Origin of the sequence: Nitratiruptor sp. SB155-2, from assembly GCF_000010325.1 — a bacterium.
Classification (GTDB): Bacteria; Campylobacterota; Campylobacteria; order Campylobacterales; family Nitratiruptoraceae; genus Nitratiruptor.
The window spans coordinates 741,066-757,601 of the sequence record NC_009662.1; the positions used below are offsets into that span (position 1 = coordinate 741,066).

16 protein-coding genes and 1 tRNA gene are annotated in these 16,536 nt (G+C 33.1%); 16 read left to right on the top strand and 1 reads right to left on the bottom strand.

Annotated elements, in window-relative coordinates; translation table 11 throughout:
* Genes NIS_RS04025 through NIS_RS04035 form a run of 3 tightly spaced genes read left to right on the top strand, consistent with a single transcriptional unit; the run spans position 1 to position 3,090 of the window.
* Positions 1-909 carry a histone deacetylase family protein gene (locus tag NIS_RS04025; protein ID WP_012082112.1) on the top strand — a complete coding sequence of 303 codons (909 nt, stop codon included), beginning with the start codon at positions 1-3 and terminating at the stop codon, positions 907-909.
* A complete protein-coding gene (locus NIS_RS04030; protein ID WP_012082113.1) occupies positions 906-2,657 on the top strand; it encodes an ABC transporter ATP-binding protein in 1,752 nt (583 codons plus the stop codon). Before NIS_RS04025 ends, NIS_RS04030 begins: the two co-directional genes overlap by 4 nt.
* 22 nt (positions 2,658-2,679) lie before the next feature.
* The gene (locus NIS_RS04035; protein WP_012082114.1) at positions 2,680-3,090 is read left to right on the top strand and encodes a hypothetical protein; all 411 of its coding nucleotides are present in this window, start codon (positions 2,680-2,682) and stop codon (positions 3,088-3,090) included.
* Positions 3,091-3,098: 8 nt separating this feature from the next.
* Here the strand turns inward: NIS_RS04035 and NIS_RS04040 are convergent.
* Positions 3,099-3,173: transfer RNA gene (locus NIS_RS04040), tRNA-Glu, on the bottom strand.
* Positions 3,174-3,229: 56 nt separating this feature from the next.
* Between NIS_RS04040 and NIS_RS04045 the strand changes: the two genes are divergently transcribed.
* The 13 genes from NIS_RS04045 to pglZ all read left to right on the top strand — a co-directional run bounded on the left by NIS_RS04045 (position 3,230) and on the right by pglZ (position 16,531).
* A complete protein-coding gene (locus NIS_RS04045; RefSeq protein WP_012082115.1) occupies positions 3,230-4,708 on the top strand; it encodes a L,D-transpeptidase family protein in 1,479 nt (492 codons plus the stop codon).
* 11 nt (positions 4,709-4,719) lie between these two features.
* Positions 4,720-5,259, top strand: coding sequence for a YcbK family protein (locus NIS_RS04050; RefSeq protein ID WP_012082116.1), 540 nt, complete (start codon positions 4,720-4,722; stop codon positions 5,257-5,259).
* Positions 5,259-5,705, top strand: coding sequence for a hypothetical protein (locus tag NIS_RS04055; RefSeq protein ID WP_012082117.1), 447 nt, complete (start codon positions 5,259-5,261; stop codon positions 5,703-5,705). The genes NIS_RS04050 and NIS_RS04055 overlap by 1 nt, the downstream gene beginning before the upstream one ends.
* Before the next feature lie 10 nt (positions 5,706-5,715).
* Entirely contained in the window at positions 5,716-7,083 is a 1,368-nt protein-coding gene (locus NIS_RS04060) for a UDP-glucose dehydrogenase family protein (protein ID WP_012082118.1), read from the top strand.
* A 715-nt stretch (positions 7,084-7,798) separates the two neighbouring features.
* On the top strand, positions 7,799-8,698 hold the full coding sequence (locus tag NIS_RS04065) for a DEAD/DEAH box helicase (protein ID WP_041354012.1): 900 nt from the start codon (positions 7,799-7,801) through the stop codon (positions 8,696-8,698).
* Positions 8,699-8,752: 54 nt separating this feature from the next.
* Positions 8,753-9,811: a helicase-related protein gene (locus NIS_RS04070; RefSeq protein ID WP_041354013.1), complete on the top strand. Its 1,059-nt coding sequence runs from the start codon at positions 8,753-8,755 to the stop codon at positions 9,809-9,811.
* 59 nt (positions 9,812-9,870) lie between these two features.
* Complete coding sequence (locus NIS_RS04075; protein ID WP_012082119.1) at positions 9,871-10,191, top strand: transposase; 321 nt, start codon at positions 9,871-9,873, stop codon at positions 10,189-10,191.
* Positions 10,192-10,208: 17 nt separating this feature from the next.
* On the top strand, positions 10,209-11,006 hold the full coding sequence (locus NIS_RS04080) for an IS3 family transposase (protein WP_231852974.1): 798 nt from the start codon (positions 10,209-10,211) through the stop codon (positions 11,004-11,006).
* Between the two features lie 73 nt (positions 11,007-11,079).
* A complete protein-coding gene (locus NIS_RS04085) occupies positions 11,080-11,568 on the top strand; it encodes a Panacea domain-containing protein (RefSeq protein ID WP_012082121.1) in 489 nt (162 codons plus the stop codon).
* Positions 11,569-13,356, top strand: a complete 1,788-nt coding sequence (pglX, locus tag NIS_RS04090; RefSeq protein WP_050724134.1) for a BREX-1 system adenine-specific DNA-methyltransferase PglX — start codon at positions 11,569-11,571, stop codon at positions 13,354-13,356. It begins immediately after the preceding gene.
* Positions 13,357-13,393: 37 nt separating this feature from the next.
* Positions 13,394-13,756, top strand: a complete 363-nt coding sequence (locus tag NIS_RS04095; RefSeq protein ID WP_012082122.1) for a hypothetical protein — start codon at positions 13,394-13,396, stop codon at positions 13,754-13,756.
* A complete protein-coding gene (locus tag NIS_RS04100; protein WP_012082123.1) occupies positions 13,692-14,120 on the top strand; it encodes a nucleotidyl transferase AbiEii/AbiGii toxin family protein in 429 nt (142 codons plus the stop codon). Before NIS_RS04095 ends, NIS_RS04100 begins: the two co-directional genes overlap by 65 nt.
* Positions 14,120-16,531 (top strand): BREX-1 system phosphatase PglZ type A, encoded by a 2,412-nt coding sequence (gene pglZ, locus NIS_RS04105; RefSeq protein WP_012082124.1) that lies wholly within the window; start codon positions 14,120-14,122, stop codon positions 16,529-16,531. The genes NIS_RS04100 and pglZ overlap by 1 nt, the downstream gene beginning before the upstream one ends.
* The last annotated feature ends 5 nt before the right edge of the window (positions 16,532-16,536 follow it).

Below are 16,536 nucleotides of genomic sequence, written 5' to 3' on the forward strand. Positions count from 1 at the left end.
GTGAAAAAAGTAGGATATCTGTTTGATCCGATTTTTTGCGAGCATGGCAGTGACGAGCATATAGAAAATAGATTTCGAGTGCTGAGTATTGATGACGCTTTAAACGATTTTCCGATGATCCCTTTTCCCGTCCATATGGCAAGCAAAGAAGAGTTGTATCAGATTCACGAAGCCCATTATGTAGATTGGGTGGAACATGCCTATGAAAACGGATATCGGTTTATCTTGAATGAAGATACCTTGCTTACACCAAGAAGTTATGAAGTGGCCAGCTTCGCAGCTGGATCAACTAAATCCATAGTAGATGGGTTTGCAGAAGGAAAAATCCAAAGAGCTTTTTTAAATCTTCGTCCACCTGCTCACCATGCAGAGCGTAGAACCGGACAGGGCTTTTGTATTTTCAACAACGTTGCGTTTATGGCACGATATGCACAAAAAAGAGGTTTTGAAAAGGTGTTGATCATCGATTTTGATGTGCATCATGGCAATGGAACGCAAGATATCTTTTATGAAGATGACACGGTTTTTTACTTCAGTACTCATGAAAGAAATAATTATCCCTATTTTACAGGAAGCGAAGAGGAGATAGGTGAGGGCAGAGGAAAAGGGTACAACTGCAATAGGCCCTATGAAGATTATTGTGATGATGCAACGTTGCTGAAACTGTATGATGATCTTCCGGAGTGGTTCGATTTTGACATCATGCTTGTCAGTGCAGGTTATGACCTTATGCAAGATGAAACCATCTCGACTGCACAAATCACTTTCGATGGCTTGCGAAAACTTGTTCGAAAAATTTTGGCTTTTAGCGGTGACAAACCTGTAGCCTTCGTACTTGAAGGGGGGTACAACATACAAAGCCTTGCAAAGAGTGCACAAATCACCATAGAAGAGTTATTGAACGCATGATTAGGACAAAAGATCTTTATGTAAAACTATTTCAATACAAAAAACTTTTTATTTTTGGTCAGATACTAGCTCTCATGGCAACTCTCGCCAGTGTTCCCACTCCACTGTTGATGCCTTTGCTAGTGGATGAGGTGTTGCTCAATAAACCAGGGAAACTTTTACATTTTATCGATCAAACGTTTGGAAGTGGTTCGGCTTTATACTATACCCTCGTCGTTTTGGCTCTTACACTATTTCTTCGAGGTGTGTATGTTTTCCTTCAAGTATGGCAAATCAAAGTGTTTCAATCTATTTCGAAAACGATTAGCTACGATATTCGAAAACGTGTCTTAGCCCACTTGCAAAAAGTCGCTATGCAAGAGTTTGAGCTCATGGGAAGTGGGAAGATCGTTTCAAGACTTATTACAGATATAGAAACGATAGACACTTTTTTAAGTTCTGGTATTAGTAAACTGTTGATCAGTGTTTTATCTCTGATAGGCGTCTGTATAGTTCTACTGTGGATCCATTGGCAACTGGCACTTTTTATAATTCTACTCAATCCATTAGTGGTCATTTTTTCAAGTAAACTTGCTAGACGCGTAGCAAAACTGAAAAAAGAGGAGAATCTCTCCATAGAGATTTTTCAAAACGCATTGACAGAGACTCTGGAATTATTCGAACAGATAAGAGCTGCAAACAAAGAACGACACTTTTTTGCAAAACTTTTTCAGTATGCCAAAGAGGTAAAAGAGAAATCTGTAAGATTTTCCTACAAGAGTGAAGCGGCTTCTCGAATCAGTTTTCTGGTTTTTGTAGCGGGGTTTGAACTTTTCAGGGCTGCGGGAATAGTTACGGTAGCCTATAGCGACCTTTCTATTGGCCTGATGATGGCAATATTTGGCTATCTTTGGTTTATGATGACACCTATTCAAGAACTTATCAATATCATCTATGCAAAAAGAAATGCCGATATGGCACTGAAAAGAATCAATGAACTCCTCTCTTTGAAAAAAGAGCCGAACTATCCTCATATAAGTAATCCTTTTACTAAAAGGCCTGTCCAAATCGATCTAAAAAATGTATATTTTGGCTATCATGAAAATGTTCCAGTACTCAAAAATCTTACATGTATCATTCCTGCTGGAAAAATAAGTGCCATTGTGGGAGCGAGTGGGAGTGGAAAAACCACATTGAGTAGACTGTTAGTTGGCTTTTATGCTCCAAATAGCGGAGATATCTTTTATAATGGTACGAGTTATACAAAGATCGGTCTTGACGCTATACGGGAAAACGTATCACTTATTCTTCAAACTCCCATACTGTTTAATGATACGATCCGATTCAATATAACATTGGGAAAAACCTATGATGAATTGAAAATTGTGGAAGCTTTAAAACTAGCCCAGATATATGATGTGGTTTCCAAGCTACCAGATGGTTTGGAGACGGTTGTTGGCAAAGGTGGTGTTCGTTTAAGTGGGGGAGAGAGGCAGCGAATAGCTATCGCACGGATGATATTGCAAGATCCAGCAGTCGTGATTTTGGACGAGGCAACTTCTGCAATCGATATGGAGACGGAAAAACTTCTTTTTTGTGCATTGAAAGATTTTTTTAGTCGACGAACGACGCTTTTGATTGCCCATAGGCCGAGCACCATCCAAGAAGCTGATGAAATATTTTTCATGGAGCATGGACAAATCGTTCGTCATATGGATTTTCGTAAATATAAAGAGGAATTAGAAAGAAATTTGTGTATACTATCTTGAGAATAACAAAAAAAGGATAACGATGAAAATACCAGGCAATATCGCCGAATTGAAGGCGTATGTAGCGGATAATTTTGGAAAATTGAGTACAGAAGCACAACTTGAGGTTTTGAAACTTCTTCATAAATATATCCAAAATGAAGAGATAGTGAAAAAAGAGTTGGAACTGGAACAAAAGCTCCTAGATGAAGAGAAGGCGACAAAGATATGTGCTATTGACGATGAGGAAGCCGCTATACAAGAAGAGATTCTTGAAGAGATACGACGCCATAATCATATCGATGTACATATGTTCAAAGATGCAAGTAGTGATCCTAGAGACGAAGATGCAAAATATGTAGATAAAACAATGGATAAGGCAATCAAAGATCCAAACGATCCAATGGTAGAATATCTTGATGATCTTGAAGAGCAGGAAAAGCCAGAAAGTTGAAGTTGAAGTGGCGACCCCAGGGGGACTCGAACCCCCGTCACCGCCGTGAAAGGGCGGTGTCCTAACCGCTAGACGATGGGGCCACGATTTGTGGTTCCGAAATATTAATCAATTTTGCCTTAAAGGAATATAAAACTTTATGAGAATCCTGTTTCTTTTCCTGATTCCTCTTATGTTGTTGAGCAATAGCGATGAATTCAATCAAACAAAAACTCCTGATCCAAACCCTCTCTTCCAATCCGTCTGGTTTTACGAAAATGGAGCAGAAAAAGAGGAACTCTATACCCTCATTGGGCAGATCAAAAAGGATAACACGCTTTTATGCAAAAATAGGCTGACAAAACCTTTGCTAAAGCTTGAAAGGTTATTGCGAGAATATAGAGTTGATGCGAATGATGATTTAAAAAATGATATTGAAAAATTGGCATATGCCCTTCAGTTGCAATATTTTAATATACGGAACAATGGCTGTTACCGGCCAGAAATGATCTTGCAAGATCATTATCTGCCTCCAACGAAAAAATCGTACGATCATATTTTGCAAAACCCCTATCTTGATATGTTATATGAAATTTTAAACAAGTATGAAAATATCAAAAAACGTGGAGGCTGGGGTGTGATAACCCTGAGTAACGATTATGCGTACTTGCTTCCTGGCAAAAAATATGACGAAGTTGTCCAGCTGAGATGGCGACTTATGCAGGAGGGATATCTTAAAGATCAAAATATGACGGATACAGTTTATGATGAGAATCTTAAATTGGCCGTAGAAGAGTTTCAAAGAAGACATTTTTTAAAACCTGATGGCATAGTTGGACCAACTACATTGAAAGTATTGAATGAGAGTGTAGAGAGTATTATTGAAAAAATTTTGATCAATATCGAACGATTGCGATGGTATTTGCAAGAGGATAAGAGTTATGTATTCGTCAATATTCCACAATTTAGGCTTTTTTTATGGCATGACGGGGATATGGTTTTTGATTCGAAAGTGATTGTTGGTAGAAAGGAGAGACCAACTCCATTAATGAGACATGAGATCTCTTATGCAGTTCTCAATCCATACTGGAGGGCTCCAAAAACGATTATTGCTCAGGATATTTTGCCAAAACTGAAAGCCGGAAAATTTGAAGAGCTTGAAAAAGAGGGGATCATCGCTTCCTTGGATCGATATGCAAATGAGACAATTCCTTTTGATTTGATTTATTGGGATGCTATAGATTTGTCCACTTTCCCCATTGTTTTTCTGCAAAAACCTGGACCGAAAAACTTTCTTGGTTTCGTGAAACTGATGTTTCCAAATAAGTATGATGTATACTTGCATGATACCAATGCAAGAGATCTGTTTAGATACTCATATCGCGCACTGAGTTCTGGATGTGTTCGAGTAGAAAAACCTATCGAACTGTTCCATCTTGTTGAAGGAACTTTAAGTTACCGAGAAATCTTTGATAGATTGTGGGACCATCAAACAAAAAAAGTACGGATCCATCCAAAATTTCCTGTTTATTTGATGTATATAACTGTCATGAAAGAAGATGATGGCAACATCTATTTCTATCCGGACATCTATCAATTGGATAGAAAAATAAAAGATTATGTTACAATTTTGCACTAAGAGGAGGGTCGATGGATAGAAGAGATTTTTTGAAAAAAAGTTCACTATTTAGTGTCTCGATACTTATCCCTTCATTTGCGAAAGCTGCCCAATATGAAAAAGTGCTCCAACTGTACCATGTCCATACCGGTGAAAGACGGAAGGTAACATTTTGGCTTGACGGAGAGTATATTCCAGAAGAGATCGAGAGTTTACAATATTTTCTTCGAGATTTTAGAAATGATGAAATACATCCAATCGATATAAAAGTTATCGAATATCTTTATGATGTATCGAAAAAATGTTCTCATGATCGTGAGATACATGTCCTCTCAGCATATCGATCTCCATCTACAAATGAGTACCTACGCCATCATGGTGGAGGTGTCGCAAAACAAAGTTATCATCTTTTTGGAAAAGCGATCGATTTTCGAATACCTGGAATTTCGCTTCATCACGTTCGAAATACTGCTTTATCACTACATAAAGGGGGTGTGGGATACTATCCAAAATCAGGTTTTATCCACATCGATAGTGGAAAACCAAGATCTTGGAGATATCCAAAATCATAATGTTCGATTTCATCTTATATCTTCATCTATTGGCTGCTACTGTTTGGATTGGAGGAAGTGTTTTTCTCTTTGCTCTTGGAATCTTTCTACGTGATAAAGAGGCACAAAAAAAGGTCTATTTCCATGTCGGTCCCATCTATGGATATGTTGAAAGTGTTTGGTTGACAATCCTGATCATTACTGGTTTGTGGATGTTTTTTCATATGGGACTGCAAAATGTATTTAATGGCGAAGTGAAAAGACTTGCGTTTTTGCTTCAATATAAGCTCATACTTGTTGCGCTCATTACAATTGCAACTATTGTCCATATGTATATTGCATTCAAGACAAATGGAAAAGAGCGGACGAAACTCCAACTTCTTCTGTCTCGAGGAAGTAGTATGGCCATTTTTGTACTGAATCTCATGATATTGTGGTTTGCTATGCAGATACGAACACTTTTATAGAAAGGAAGCTATGCGATTATCAATCATTGGTACAGGATATGTAGGGCTCGTAACTGGGGCTTGTATGGCACAGATGGGAAACAGTGTCATTTGTGTCGATATCGATGAAGAAAAAATTGAAAAACTCAAAAAAGGTATCATTCCCATTTATGAACCGGGTCTTGAAGAGATAGTCAAAGAAAATTTCAAAATAGGGACTTTGCACTTTACCACTGATATCAAAGATGCATTAAAAAGAAGTGATATCGTGTTTATCGCAGTGGGAACGCCACAGGGTGAAGATGGGAGTGCCGATTTGCAGTATGTTTTGGCTGTGGCAAAAGATATCGGAAAATATATGACCCATCCGTTGATTGTGGTGGATAAATCTACCGTGCCTGTGGGAACTGCCGATAAGGTACGAGCGACGATCCAAAATGAACTCAAAAATCGTCTTGAAAACGGTGAGATCACAGAAGGCGAATATCAAGAACTTATGGAATTCGATGTAGTGAGCAATCCGGAGTTTTTGAAAGAAGGTGATGCGGTCAATGATTTTATGAAACCGGATCGTGTGGTCATTGGAGCAGATAAAGAGAAGAGCATGCAGATTCTTAAAGAGTTATATGCTCCATTTACAAGAAATCATGAGCGATTTATCGCTATGGATATACGAAGTGCAGAGCTCACAAAATATGCAGCTAATGCCATGCTTGCTACAAAAATCAGCTTTATGAATGAGATGGCTAAGATAGCTGAAGCGGTAGGTGCTGATATCAACAAAGTGCGTGTCGGCATAGGAAGCGATAGCCGTATCGGTTATAGCTTTATCTACCCAGGTGTCGGATATGGTGGAAGTTGTTTTCCAAAAGATGTGAAAGCGCTTGAGAAGATTGCTATAGATGCTGGAGTGGAGCCAAAAATCATCAAAGCTGTAGAGGCTGTCAACAAAGAGCAAAGAGTCTATTTTCTAAACAAAATTCTTCAAAGATTTGGAGAAGATTTGCAAGGGAAAACCTTTGCGTTATGGGGTCTCAGTTTTAAACCGGAAACAGATGATATGAGAGAAGCTCCATCGATAACGATTGTTAAAGAGTTGACAAGCCGTGGTGCCAAAATCAAAGCCTATGATCCAAAAGCGATGGAAGAAGCAAAAAATTTTTGGCTTAAAGGTATTTCTAATATTGAATATTGCGATAATAAATATGATGCGTTAAATGATGCAGATGCAATGATTCTAGTTACTGAATGGAAAGAGTTTCGCAGCCCAGATTTTATAGAGATGCAAAAGCGACTCAAAAATCCTCTCATTTTTGATGGAAGAAACCAATATAACAAAGAAAAACTCAAAGAATATGGTTTCGAGTACCATCAAGTAGGTGTGCAAGCCGCAATGTAAAAAATAGGATCAAGATGTCATGTTTATATGAGTTTGTATAATCGTGATATCTTTTTACTATATCGCCTCTAAAGTAAATTAAGAAACAGTCATCGAACGAAATGTGACAATGATCATGATCATTAAATAAAAAGAATTGCATAATCTAAGTTAGCCGGTAAGAAACATATTATATAGCAATTAGCAATTATGGCATGACAAGTATGCCATAATTGTCAAGTTTACTTATTAGCTAAAAAAAGTTTTTTATTTGAAATTATGTTCCTTCTTTGTTGAATATAAAAAGCACATAATCAAGATAATTCAGATGCCTCTAATCCTACAAAAAATTTATTTTTGCCACAAAAAAGTTCTTTGATGATGGAAGAGTTGAAAAAATTTTTTAAACTTTACTATGCAAATAAAATTTATTTGTATTCAAAAAAACTTTGCATAGTTTAATTTGACTCCATAATCTCATGATTTTTCGTTGGACTTTCTCACAAAATAGAAAAAAGATATCAAAAATATGGCTATATCTATCAAGAAGCTCTTCAAGGCGTTTTGTGGAAATAAAGCATCAAATCCATAAGTGAACATTATTTACGCTATTAAAAATAATTTAAATATTTTTAATATTAGTTTGAAACAACATAAGTGTTTAACATGTCATATCTTTTGAGAATATTATAATTTTTTTGGATAAAATACTAAATAAATTATTTTGGAAAAAGTTATGGAAAATTTTTTTGATGCACATGATAATTGGAAAATAGTTAAGAAATTAGTTAAAGAAGCTAAAAAAGGAGAATATTTCAGTATAAGCGATTTGAATCTTAGCAATGAGACAGAACTGTATTTAAAGAAAAACTTTTCAAAAGGTATATATGGCCATCAAAAAAAAGCTATTGAGTTATTTCAAAAAAAACAAAATATATGCATTACAACATCCACAGCTTCGGGTAAATCTTTAATATTTCAGGTCTGCTCTCTTGAAACAATTCATAAAAATATTAATAGTAAAATTATGGCTATCTATCCTTTAAAAGCACTTTCAAATGAACAATATGAGAAATTTTCAAAAATTAGCGATATTTTAAAAGTAGGACGTATAGATGGTTCTGTGGATATATCAGAAAGAATTAATATTCTTAAAAACTCAAATATAATAATTTTTACTCCAGATGTTATTCATGCATGGCTATTAGATAATTTATCAGATAAAAATGTTACCAACTTTTTTGCAAATCTTAATCTTGTTGTAATAGATGAAGCACATTTATATTCCGGAGTATTTGAAAGTAATAGCGCTTATGTATTCCGAAGAATAAATCATATTGTATCCCTTCTAAAAAATAATGTACCTCAATATATTGTTGCTTCGGCAACTATTAAGGATCCAAAACAACACTTAAATATATTGTGCGGTATTGATTTTGAAATCATCGATGAAAAATTTGATACATCGCCTGAGTATGAAAAAGAAATATTGTTAGTTGAAAAATCTTCAACTCAAGATTTATTAAATGTATTGAGTGAATTATTTGCCTATATTATAAAAGAGACAGATAAAAACTTTATTACATTTGTTGATAGTAGAAAACAGACTGAATATATCGCAACTATTAGTTCTTGAAAATTATTAGAAAAAAATAGTGAAGATGAAAATGTTAATAGTTATTTAGAGGAAATGATTGAAAAAGACAATTCCATATGTCCTTATAGATCTGGCTATGAGGAAGAGGATAGACATAACATTCAAAATAAATTAAATAATGGAACTTTAAGAGGCATAATAAGTACTAGTGCTTTAGAGGCTGGTATTGATATTCTGCATTTAGATATCGTGATATTAATCGGAATTCCAGATTCTGCAACAAGTTTATATCAAAGAATAGGAAGAGTAGGAAGGCAAAAAAAAGGTACTATTATAGTTATAAATGATGGTTCCTCTATTAGCAATGCAGTTTTTTCTAATAAAATAGACTTTTTTAATATCCCATTTCAAGAGAGTGCATTATATTTAGAAAATCATCGAATTGAATATATTCATGTTTTATGTTTGGCAAGAGAAAATGGTGAGCATGATCAAGTTTGTCAACCAAGAAACTGTGGAATAAAAGTTTATGAAACTAAAATAAATTTTCCTAAATCTTTCATAGAACTTTGTAAAAAAGAAATAGCTGGTGAAATATCAACAGAGTTTCAAATTATGAAATCTCAATGTGGTGATGACCCTAATCATTTTTTCCCTTTAAGAGACATTGATGATCAGTATAAAGTAGTTTATAGGTCTGGTCCAAATATAAAACATTTAGGAACATTGTCTTATTCACAAGTTATGAGAGAAGCTTATCCGGGAGCTGTTTATTATTATAAAAAGCCATATAGGGTTTACAATATAGATCACTACAAAAAAACAATTGAAGTAAGAAAAGAAAAATATTATACTACCCAGCCTATAACTTTTGACCCTATCATAAGACCTAATTTCTCACATGAAAATATTTTGAATGCAATAAAAATTAGTGACATATATATAGTAGAAACAGTTTTGCAAATAAGTGAACTTATAAGTGGATTTAAAGAAAGACGCGGTCCCAATGAAATTGAATTTGATTATCCATTAAATGGAATAAACAGCCTATTTTATAAGAAAAAATTTTTTGCAAGAAATTACTTTACTACGGGTATTGTAATAATAAATAAAACCTTTAATGATTTGAATAATAAAGAACTCCTATACTGACCCCCAGAATAACTGCACAAGATATAATACATAAAGAGTGAAAGATAAAAGGGTCAGCAATGGAGAAATTAAATAAAAACCAAGAAGAGATAAAGCGCTTTACAGCAAAGAAGAAAGCTTCCATAGTCATGGATATTTTTCAAGGTAAAACAACAGTATCTGAAGTTGCGAGAAAGTATGATTTGACACCTGGAGCAATAGAGGAGTGGATGGAAGAGGCTTGCAGAGGGATGGAGAATCAGCTTCGAGCCAGACCTAAAGATATAGCTGCCATGTATGAAGAGAAGATAAAAGATATGAAGGCAGTTATAGGTGAATTGACATTGGAGAATATCGCATTAAAAAAGTACGACGCTCTGTTCGGAAAAGAGAAGAAGTGATGCAAGTTCAGAGCGAGATGAGAAATGAAGGTTACTCAATCAGCATCACAAAGCTTTGTTCTCTTTTTGATCTTCCACGCAGGAGCTTTTATTATAAACCAATTAAAAGAATGCAAAAACTAGATGAGGGGCGTGTTAAAAAAGTCAAAGAGATGATTGAAAAGTTTCCAACGTATGGCTATCGTCGTTTAGCTTTGCTGCTTGGGATGAACAAAAAAGCGGTGCAGCGCATTCTGCAACTAAAAAGTTGGCAGGTAAGAAAGCGTTCCAAAGGCCATAGGGCAAGAGCCAAAATGATGCCTTCGCGTTCACACTATCCCAATCAAAGATGGGCCATTGATATGACCCGTGTATACAGTAGCGGTGATGGCTGGAGTACTTTGGCTTGTGTGATTGATACTTATACAAGAGAAATCGTTGGATGGAGACTTTCTAAAAGCGGTAAAGCAACAACAGCAGAGGCAGTTTTGCAAGAAGGTCTAATCTATCGCTTTGGAAAACTCAAACGACTACAAGAGCCAATTATCCTTCGAAGCGATAACGGCCTAGTATTTAGCAGTAAATCGTTCACCAAAACAGCTCAAGATTACAATTTTACTCAGGAATTTATCACTCCCTATACTCCTGAACAGAATGGCATGATTGAGAGATTTTTCCGAACCATAAAGGAAGAGTGTATCTGGCACTACAATTTCAAATCACTCAAGGAGGCAAACAAAATCATTGGAGAATGGATCAATTTTTACAACCAAAAACGAAAACATTCAGCGCTGCAGTACAAAACACCTGCGGAAGTGTTTCGTTTAGTGGCTTAGGTGTGCAGAAAGTAAGGGGTCATTACATATTCCTAAGCCTTCAAAAGTTAAAGATATTGAAGAGGAGCTATAAATGGCTACACTTAAAGATATTATATATTATATTTTAAAAAAGTATCCAAATAAAAAACATCTCTCAAATGCAAGATTAACAAAATTAATTTATTTAATAGACTGGTATTCTGCAATTCACTATAACAAACAAATTTCTAATATAAAATGGTATTTTGATAATTATGGACCATTTGTATGGGATGTATTGGATGAAATTAAAAAAAATCCAAAATTATTTAAAATAAAACATACAACTAATTTTTTTGGAAATAACAAAAAAATAATTGAAAATATTGAAAATAATTACAATCCAAATATCAATGATCATGAAAAGCAGGTAATAAACAAAATTATAGATATTACCAAAGATAAGAACTGGTCAGCCTTTATAAATTTAGTCTATTCGACTTACCCAATATTAGTATCTGAAAAGTATTCTTATTTAAATTTAATAAATAAAGCAAAAAAATTTAGAGAATTAAAAAAGTTAAAAAAGGATAATAAATAAATGCCGATATTTATAAGATTAACGAATTATAAAAGTAGTGAAGAGAAAGAGAGAGGTTTTTTTGATCCAAAAAATAGGTTTATTGCAAAACAGGAGGTTTTTTTTAAGATTCCAGGAGCTCCTATTGCGTATTGGGTGAGTGATAGGGTTAGGGAGATTTTTGAGAAAAGTGAGAAGCTGTTAAATAATGCAAAATTCAGTAATGGTATAAATACAGGGGACAATGATAATTTTTTAAAACTATGGTATGAAATTGAATATTATAAAATTGGATTTAATATTTCAAATTTTTTTGAAGCAAAAAATTCAATGAAAAAATGGTTTCCTTATAACAAAGGTGGGGAATTTCAAAAATGGTATGGTAACAATGAATATCTCATAAATTGGGAAAATGATGGAGAAAAAATTAAAAAATTTGCAGTTATAAGAAACAAAGGGGGTCATTGGTCAAGATATTTATGTGGAATGGATTATCATTTTAAAGAATCTATAACTTGGTCATTTGTTAGTTCTTCTAATTTTGGAATAAGATTTAAAGAAAAAGGATTTATGTTTGATGTTGGTGGCTCTTCGATGTTTCCCAATAAAAAAGAATATTTCTATTATTTTGGAGCATTTTTTAATACCAAAATATCTTTTTATTTTTTAAAAAATATAAATCCTACATTAAATTTTCAAACAGGAAATATAGCAAAACTACCCATAATCTTCCCAAAATCCGAACAAACAAAACAAAAAATCGACCAACTAACTGAGGAGTGTATAGACATCTCAAAAGAAGAGTGGGACAGCAGAGAAACATCGTGGGATTTTACTAAAAATGAGCTTTTAAAACATAAAACCGATGGAAAGATTGAAACAGCCTATGAAAATTATTGTGAGTTTTGGAGAGAGAAGTTTTATAAACTTCATCAAAATGAAGAAGAGTTAAACAGACTTTTTATCAATATTTATGAATTGCAAGATGAGCTAACCCCTGATGTGCCTTTAGAAGATATAACGATACTTAAAAAAGAAGCAAAAATAGTAAATGGTGAACTTGAATTTAATAAAGATGAGATTATAAAGCAATTTATCTCTTATGCAGTTGGTGTGATGTTTGGACGATATTCTTTAGATCACGAAGGTTTACGCATTGCCGATATGGGAGCCAGCATAAAAGAGGCAAATGAAAAGTTTGACATTCAAAATACTACATTTGAAATAGATGATGACAATATCATCCCTGTTTTGGAAGATGAGTATTTTAGTGATGATATAGTAGCAAGGTTTAGAAAATTTTTAGAGATTACTTTTGGTAAAGAACATTTGATAGAAAATCTTAATTTTATCCAAGAAGCTCTTGGTATGGATATAAGAAAATATTTTTATAAGGAGTTTATAAAAGATCATATCCAAAGGTACAAAAAAAGACCGATTTATTGGATGATTACCTCCCCAAATAAAACATTTCAAGCATTGATTTATATGCATAGATACTATCCGGATATTTTTGCAAAAGTTAGAAACGATTATCTTTTAGAGCTAATTGTAAAGCTTAATACTCAAAAAGAGTATTTATATAATCAGTTAGATAGTGCTATTTCAAATAGCGAAAAGAAAAAGATTGATAAGCAGATAAAAGAGATAGAAAAAAAGCTAAAAGAGCTTTATGAATTTGATAAAAACTATCTTGAAAAATATGCCAATAATCTGATAGACATAAATTTGGATGATGGAGTAAAGGTAAATTATTGTAAATTCAAAGATATTTTGTATCCAATCAGTGGACTTTGCAAAGGGAAATAATGGATATGTTATAATTTAAAAAAATAATGGCAAGAAAATGAGAGATACAGTTTTTAATCCTAAAGATTATGAGATAAACTATTTTTGGCAAACCAGAAGCTCATCAGTACAAAGTAAAAGCTCTCTTATAAGGGCTGTACTAAAAGGATTAAATAAAAAAGATATTTTTACTATTTGTAAAGTATATGGAATAAAAACTGTTCAAAATGAGCTTGATAGCTATTATAAAGAGTTATATAAAAAAGGATTTTATGATTTTAGAGGATTAAAAGTGCCTCTAAAACAAAGAAATTATAAAAAAGATCCTCTCTATAGAGAAATAAAAGGTTATATATGTGACTTCGCAAGTCAAAAAGATTTTAGACATTTTCGCAAAAAAAGAGTTTTTAAAAGAAAATGATCTGTATTTTATAGGTGGAACTGCATTAAGCTACTACTTAAATCATAGAATTTCTGAAGATATAGATTTCATATCTTCCGTTCCTCTCAATCATCGCTTAATAAAAAAAGAGATGTTATCTCTCAATGCCAAATTTATAGAAGATGAAAATGCCAGTAGATTAAGAATTGCCGGTGATATTGCTCAAAATATTCATTCTACAATAATCGATAAAGAAAATCTATTCAATTTTGTAAAAAATATGTCTGAACCTATCGATGATGAGACGGTATATCTAAAAGAAAATTCAAATAAATATTTATTGTTTGAAGATTTAAAAGAAACATTGATAAAAACAATTAAAGGGCTTTGCAAAGGGAAATAATGGATATAGAAAGTAGACTTAAAGAGCTTTTTAATGAGCAAAAAATCATCTTTTGGTACGATGAAAATGGAGAGCTAAAAGATGAGTTTGAAAATATCGAAATTGATGGAGTTAAAAAGCTTGAAATTGATCAGAATGAGTTTGGCATAAAGGTAGAGGTTTTAACAAACAAAAAACAAAAATATCTCATATACTCTCCATATCCTGCTCCAAAAGATGAAGATAATTGGCTACTCGATCTAAATCTAGCAAATTATATCTTTAGAGCTGATAGGGCATCTTTGATTTTAGATACATTGGGATTGGATCTTGAGTTTAAAGAGTTTATAAAAGAACATCTAAAATTTTTCAACTCCAAAAAAAGAATGCAGGAGCTAAAAGCAAAGCTTGAAAAAGAAAATAAAGAGTCGCTTATTATCAAAATGGCTTCCATACTGCTAAAAAGTGATGAGACGATGGAATCAGTTCTTTTGAAGATTTTTGAGAAGGGAAGTGACGAGCTTGAAAAGTTTGGACTTGATCGCGAGATTTTTGAAATAGCTTCTAAAAAATTCGGATTCGAAATAAAAAGTGTTGATGATCTTTTATATAAACTGTTTGAAAACTATTTTGCTTACAATGTTTATGGGAAAAGTCATTATAAAGTCGATGCAAGAGTCTTTTTGAAGCAATGGATGGAAAATATAAAATATCAAAATCTTTTTAAACAGATAAGTCAAAAGATAGCAAAAGATTTACATATTGTAAATGAGCTTGAAAAGCTTGCAATAGAACAAAAGAGCCGTTGTGAAGTTTATGAAGAGTGTGAGCAAGAGATTATCAAATGGATCCTTGGCTCTTTGGTTGCAAAAGAGAATTTAAAAGAGATTTTAGAGCTTATAAAATCAAGAGAAGACAAGATATGGTTTAAAGAGTACGAAAATATCTATAAAGCTCTTTTTTTTGCGGCCAAATTGTTTGATACTCAAAGTAGATATTCATTTAGTAGCTTTAAAAATGCCATTAATGAATATGCTTCAATACATTATAAAGCAGATCTTTATTATAGAAAATACCATTATTTTAGAGAAAAATCAGAAAAAGTTGAGCTTTTAAAGGTTTTGGATGAGGAGATAGAAAATTTCTATCTCAATGCGGTTTTAAGAGAAGCCAATGATCAGTTTGATAAGTTTGTAAAAGAGTATAAAGTCGATGAAGAGCATCAGCAAAACTTTTTTAAAAAGTTTGTAAAGCCTTATATAGATAGTAACAAAAAGTTATTTGTAATTATCAGCGATGCTTTGCGTTACGAAGCTGCTAAAGAGCTTGAGAATATTATAAACAAAATGGATAAATTTGAGTCTGAAACTTCATATCTCATATCTTCCTTGCCAAGTTATACACAGCTTGGAATGGCAGCACTTTTACCTCACAAGAAATTATCTCAAGAAGATAGCGATCTTGTTTTGGTTGATGATAAAAATTCTAGTGGAATTGTAAATAGAGATAAAATTCTAAAAAGTTACAGTGAGTCTTTTAGTGCAATTTGGTATGAAGATTATCTAAAACTAGATAGAGAAAAAGGAAGAGAACTGACTAAAAACAACTCTTTAATTTATATCTATCATGATGAGATAGATAAAACTGGCGAAAAAGATGAAACGAATACATTTAATGCAGTTCAAAGCACATTTGATACTTTAATCAAACTCATCAAGCAGATCAACAATTTCAATGGATATAATATTTTAATTGTAAGCGATCATGGATTTTTGTCTACGAAATCTCCAACAAAAGCAAGTGAGTTTTGTCCTAAACCAGAAGGTGATATTATTAGGTTAAATAGGCGATTTGTAATTGGAAAAAATTTTACAAATAAAAGTTGCACCCACTCATTTAATGCAAATGAACTTGGAATAGAGAGTGATAATAGCTATTTGATAGCAAAATCAATCAATAAAATAAGAGTGCAAGGTGGAGGAAATAGATATGTCCATGGAGGAGCTACATTACAAGAGATTGTAATTCCTGTTATAAAGATAAGAAAAAAAAGAGTAAGTGATGTAAGAGATGTAGAGGTTGATATTTTACCTATAAGTACAATTTCTACAAATATCGTCAATATAACTTTGTATCAAAAAGAGCCGATAAGCGAAAAAGTGAGACCAGTTACTTTGAAGATCGCGTTTGAACTTGATGGAGAAATTTTATCTGATGTGCAAACAGTGACTTTTGATAAGAGTGATGAATATAGTGAAAACAGAGAGGTAAAAGTGCCTTTGACATTCAAAGGTGAAATTAAAAATTATAATAATAAAACTATAAAGCTTGTTGCTAGGAAAGTAAAAGAAAATTCTTCTGTCGAGCCTATATATAAAGAGTTGGATGTGAAAGTATCTATTGCCTTTTTTAATGAATTTGATGAGTTTTAGGGGAT

Coding starts and splice junctions, on each gene's coding strand:
- NIS_RS04030 (WP_012082113.1), top strand. CDS start 906: ATGATTAGGACAAAAGATCTTTATGTAAAACTATTTCAATACAAAAAA.
- NIS_RS04035 (WP_012082114.1), top strand. CDS start 2,680: ATGAAAATACCAGGCAATATCGCCGAATTGAAGGCGTATGTAGCGGAT.
- NIS_RS04045 (WP_012082115.1), top strand. CDS start 3,230: ATGAGAATCCTGTTTCTTTTCCTGATTCCTCTTATGTTGTTGAGCAAT.
- NIS_RS04050 (WP_012082116.1), top strand. CDS start 4,720: ATGGATAGAAGAGATTTTTTGAAAAAAAGTTCACTATTTAGTGTCTCG.
- NIS_RS04055 (WP_012082117.1), top strand. CDS start 5,259: ATGTTCGATTTCATCTTATATCTTCATCTATTGGCTGCTACTGTTTGG.
- NIS_RS04060 (WP_012082118.1), top strand. CDS start 5,716: ATGCGATTATCAATCATTGGTACAGGATATGTAGGGCTCGTAACTGGG.
- NIS_RS04065 (WP_041354012.1), top strand. CDS start 7,799: ATGGAAAATTTTTTTGATGCACATGATAATTGGAAAATAGTTAAGAAA.
- NIS_RS04070 (WP_041354013.1), top strand. CDS start 8,753: ATGATTGAAAAAGACAATTCCATATGTCCTTATAGATCTGGCTATGAG.
- NIS_RS04075 (WP_012082119.1), top strand. CDS start 9,871: ATGGAGAAATTAAATAAAAACCAAGAAGAGATAAAGCGCTTTACAGCA.
- NIS_RS04080 (WP_231852974.1), top strand. CDS start 10,209: ATGAGAAATGAAGGTTACTCAATCAGCATCACAAAGCTTTGTTCTCTT.
- NIS_RS04085 (WP_012082121.1), top strand. CDS start 11,080: ATGGCTACACTTAAAGATATTATATATTATATTTTAAAAAAGTATCCA.
- pglX (WP_050724134.1), top strand. CDS start 11,569: ATGCCGATATTTATAAGATTAACGAATTATAAAAGTAGTGAAGAGAAA.
- NIS_RS04095 (WP_012082122.1), top strand. CDS start 13,394: ATGAGAGATACAGTTTTTAATCCTAAAGATTATGAGATAAACTATTTT.
- pglZ (WP_012082124.1), top strand. CDS start 14,120: ATGGATATAGAAAGTAGACTTAAAGAGCTTTTTAATGAGCAAAAAATC.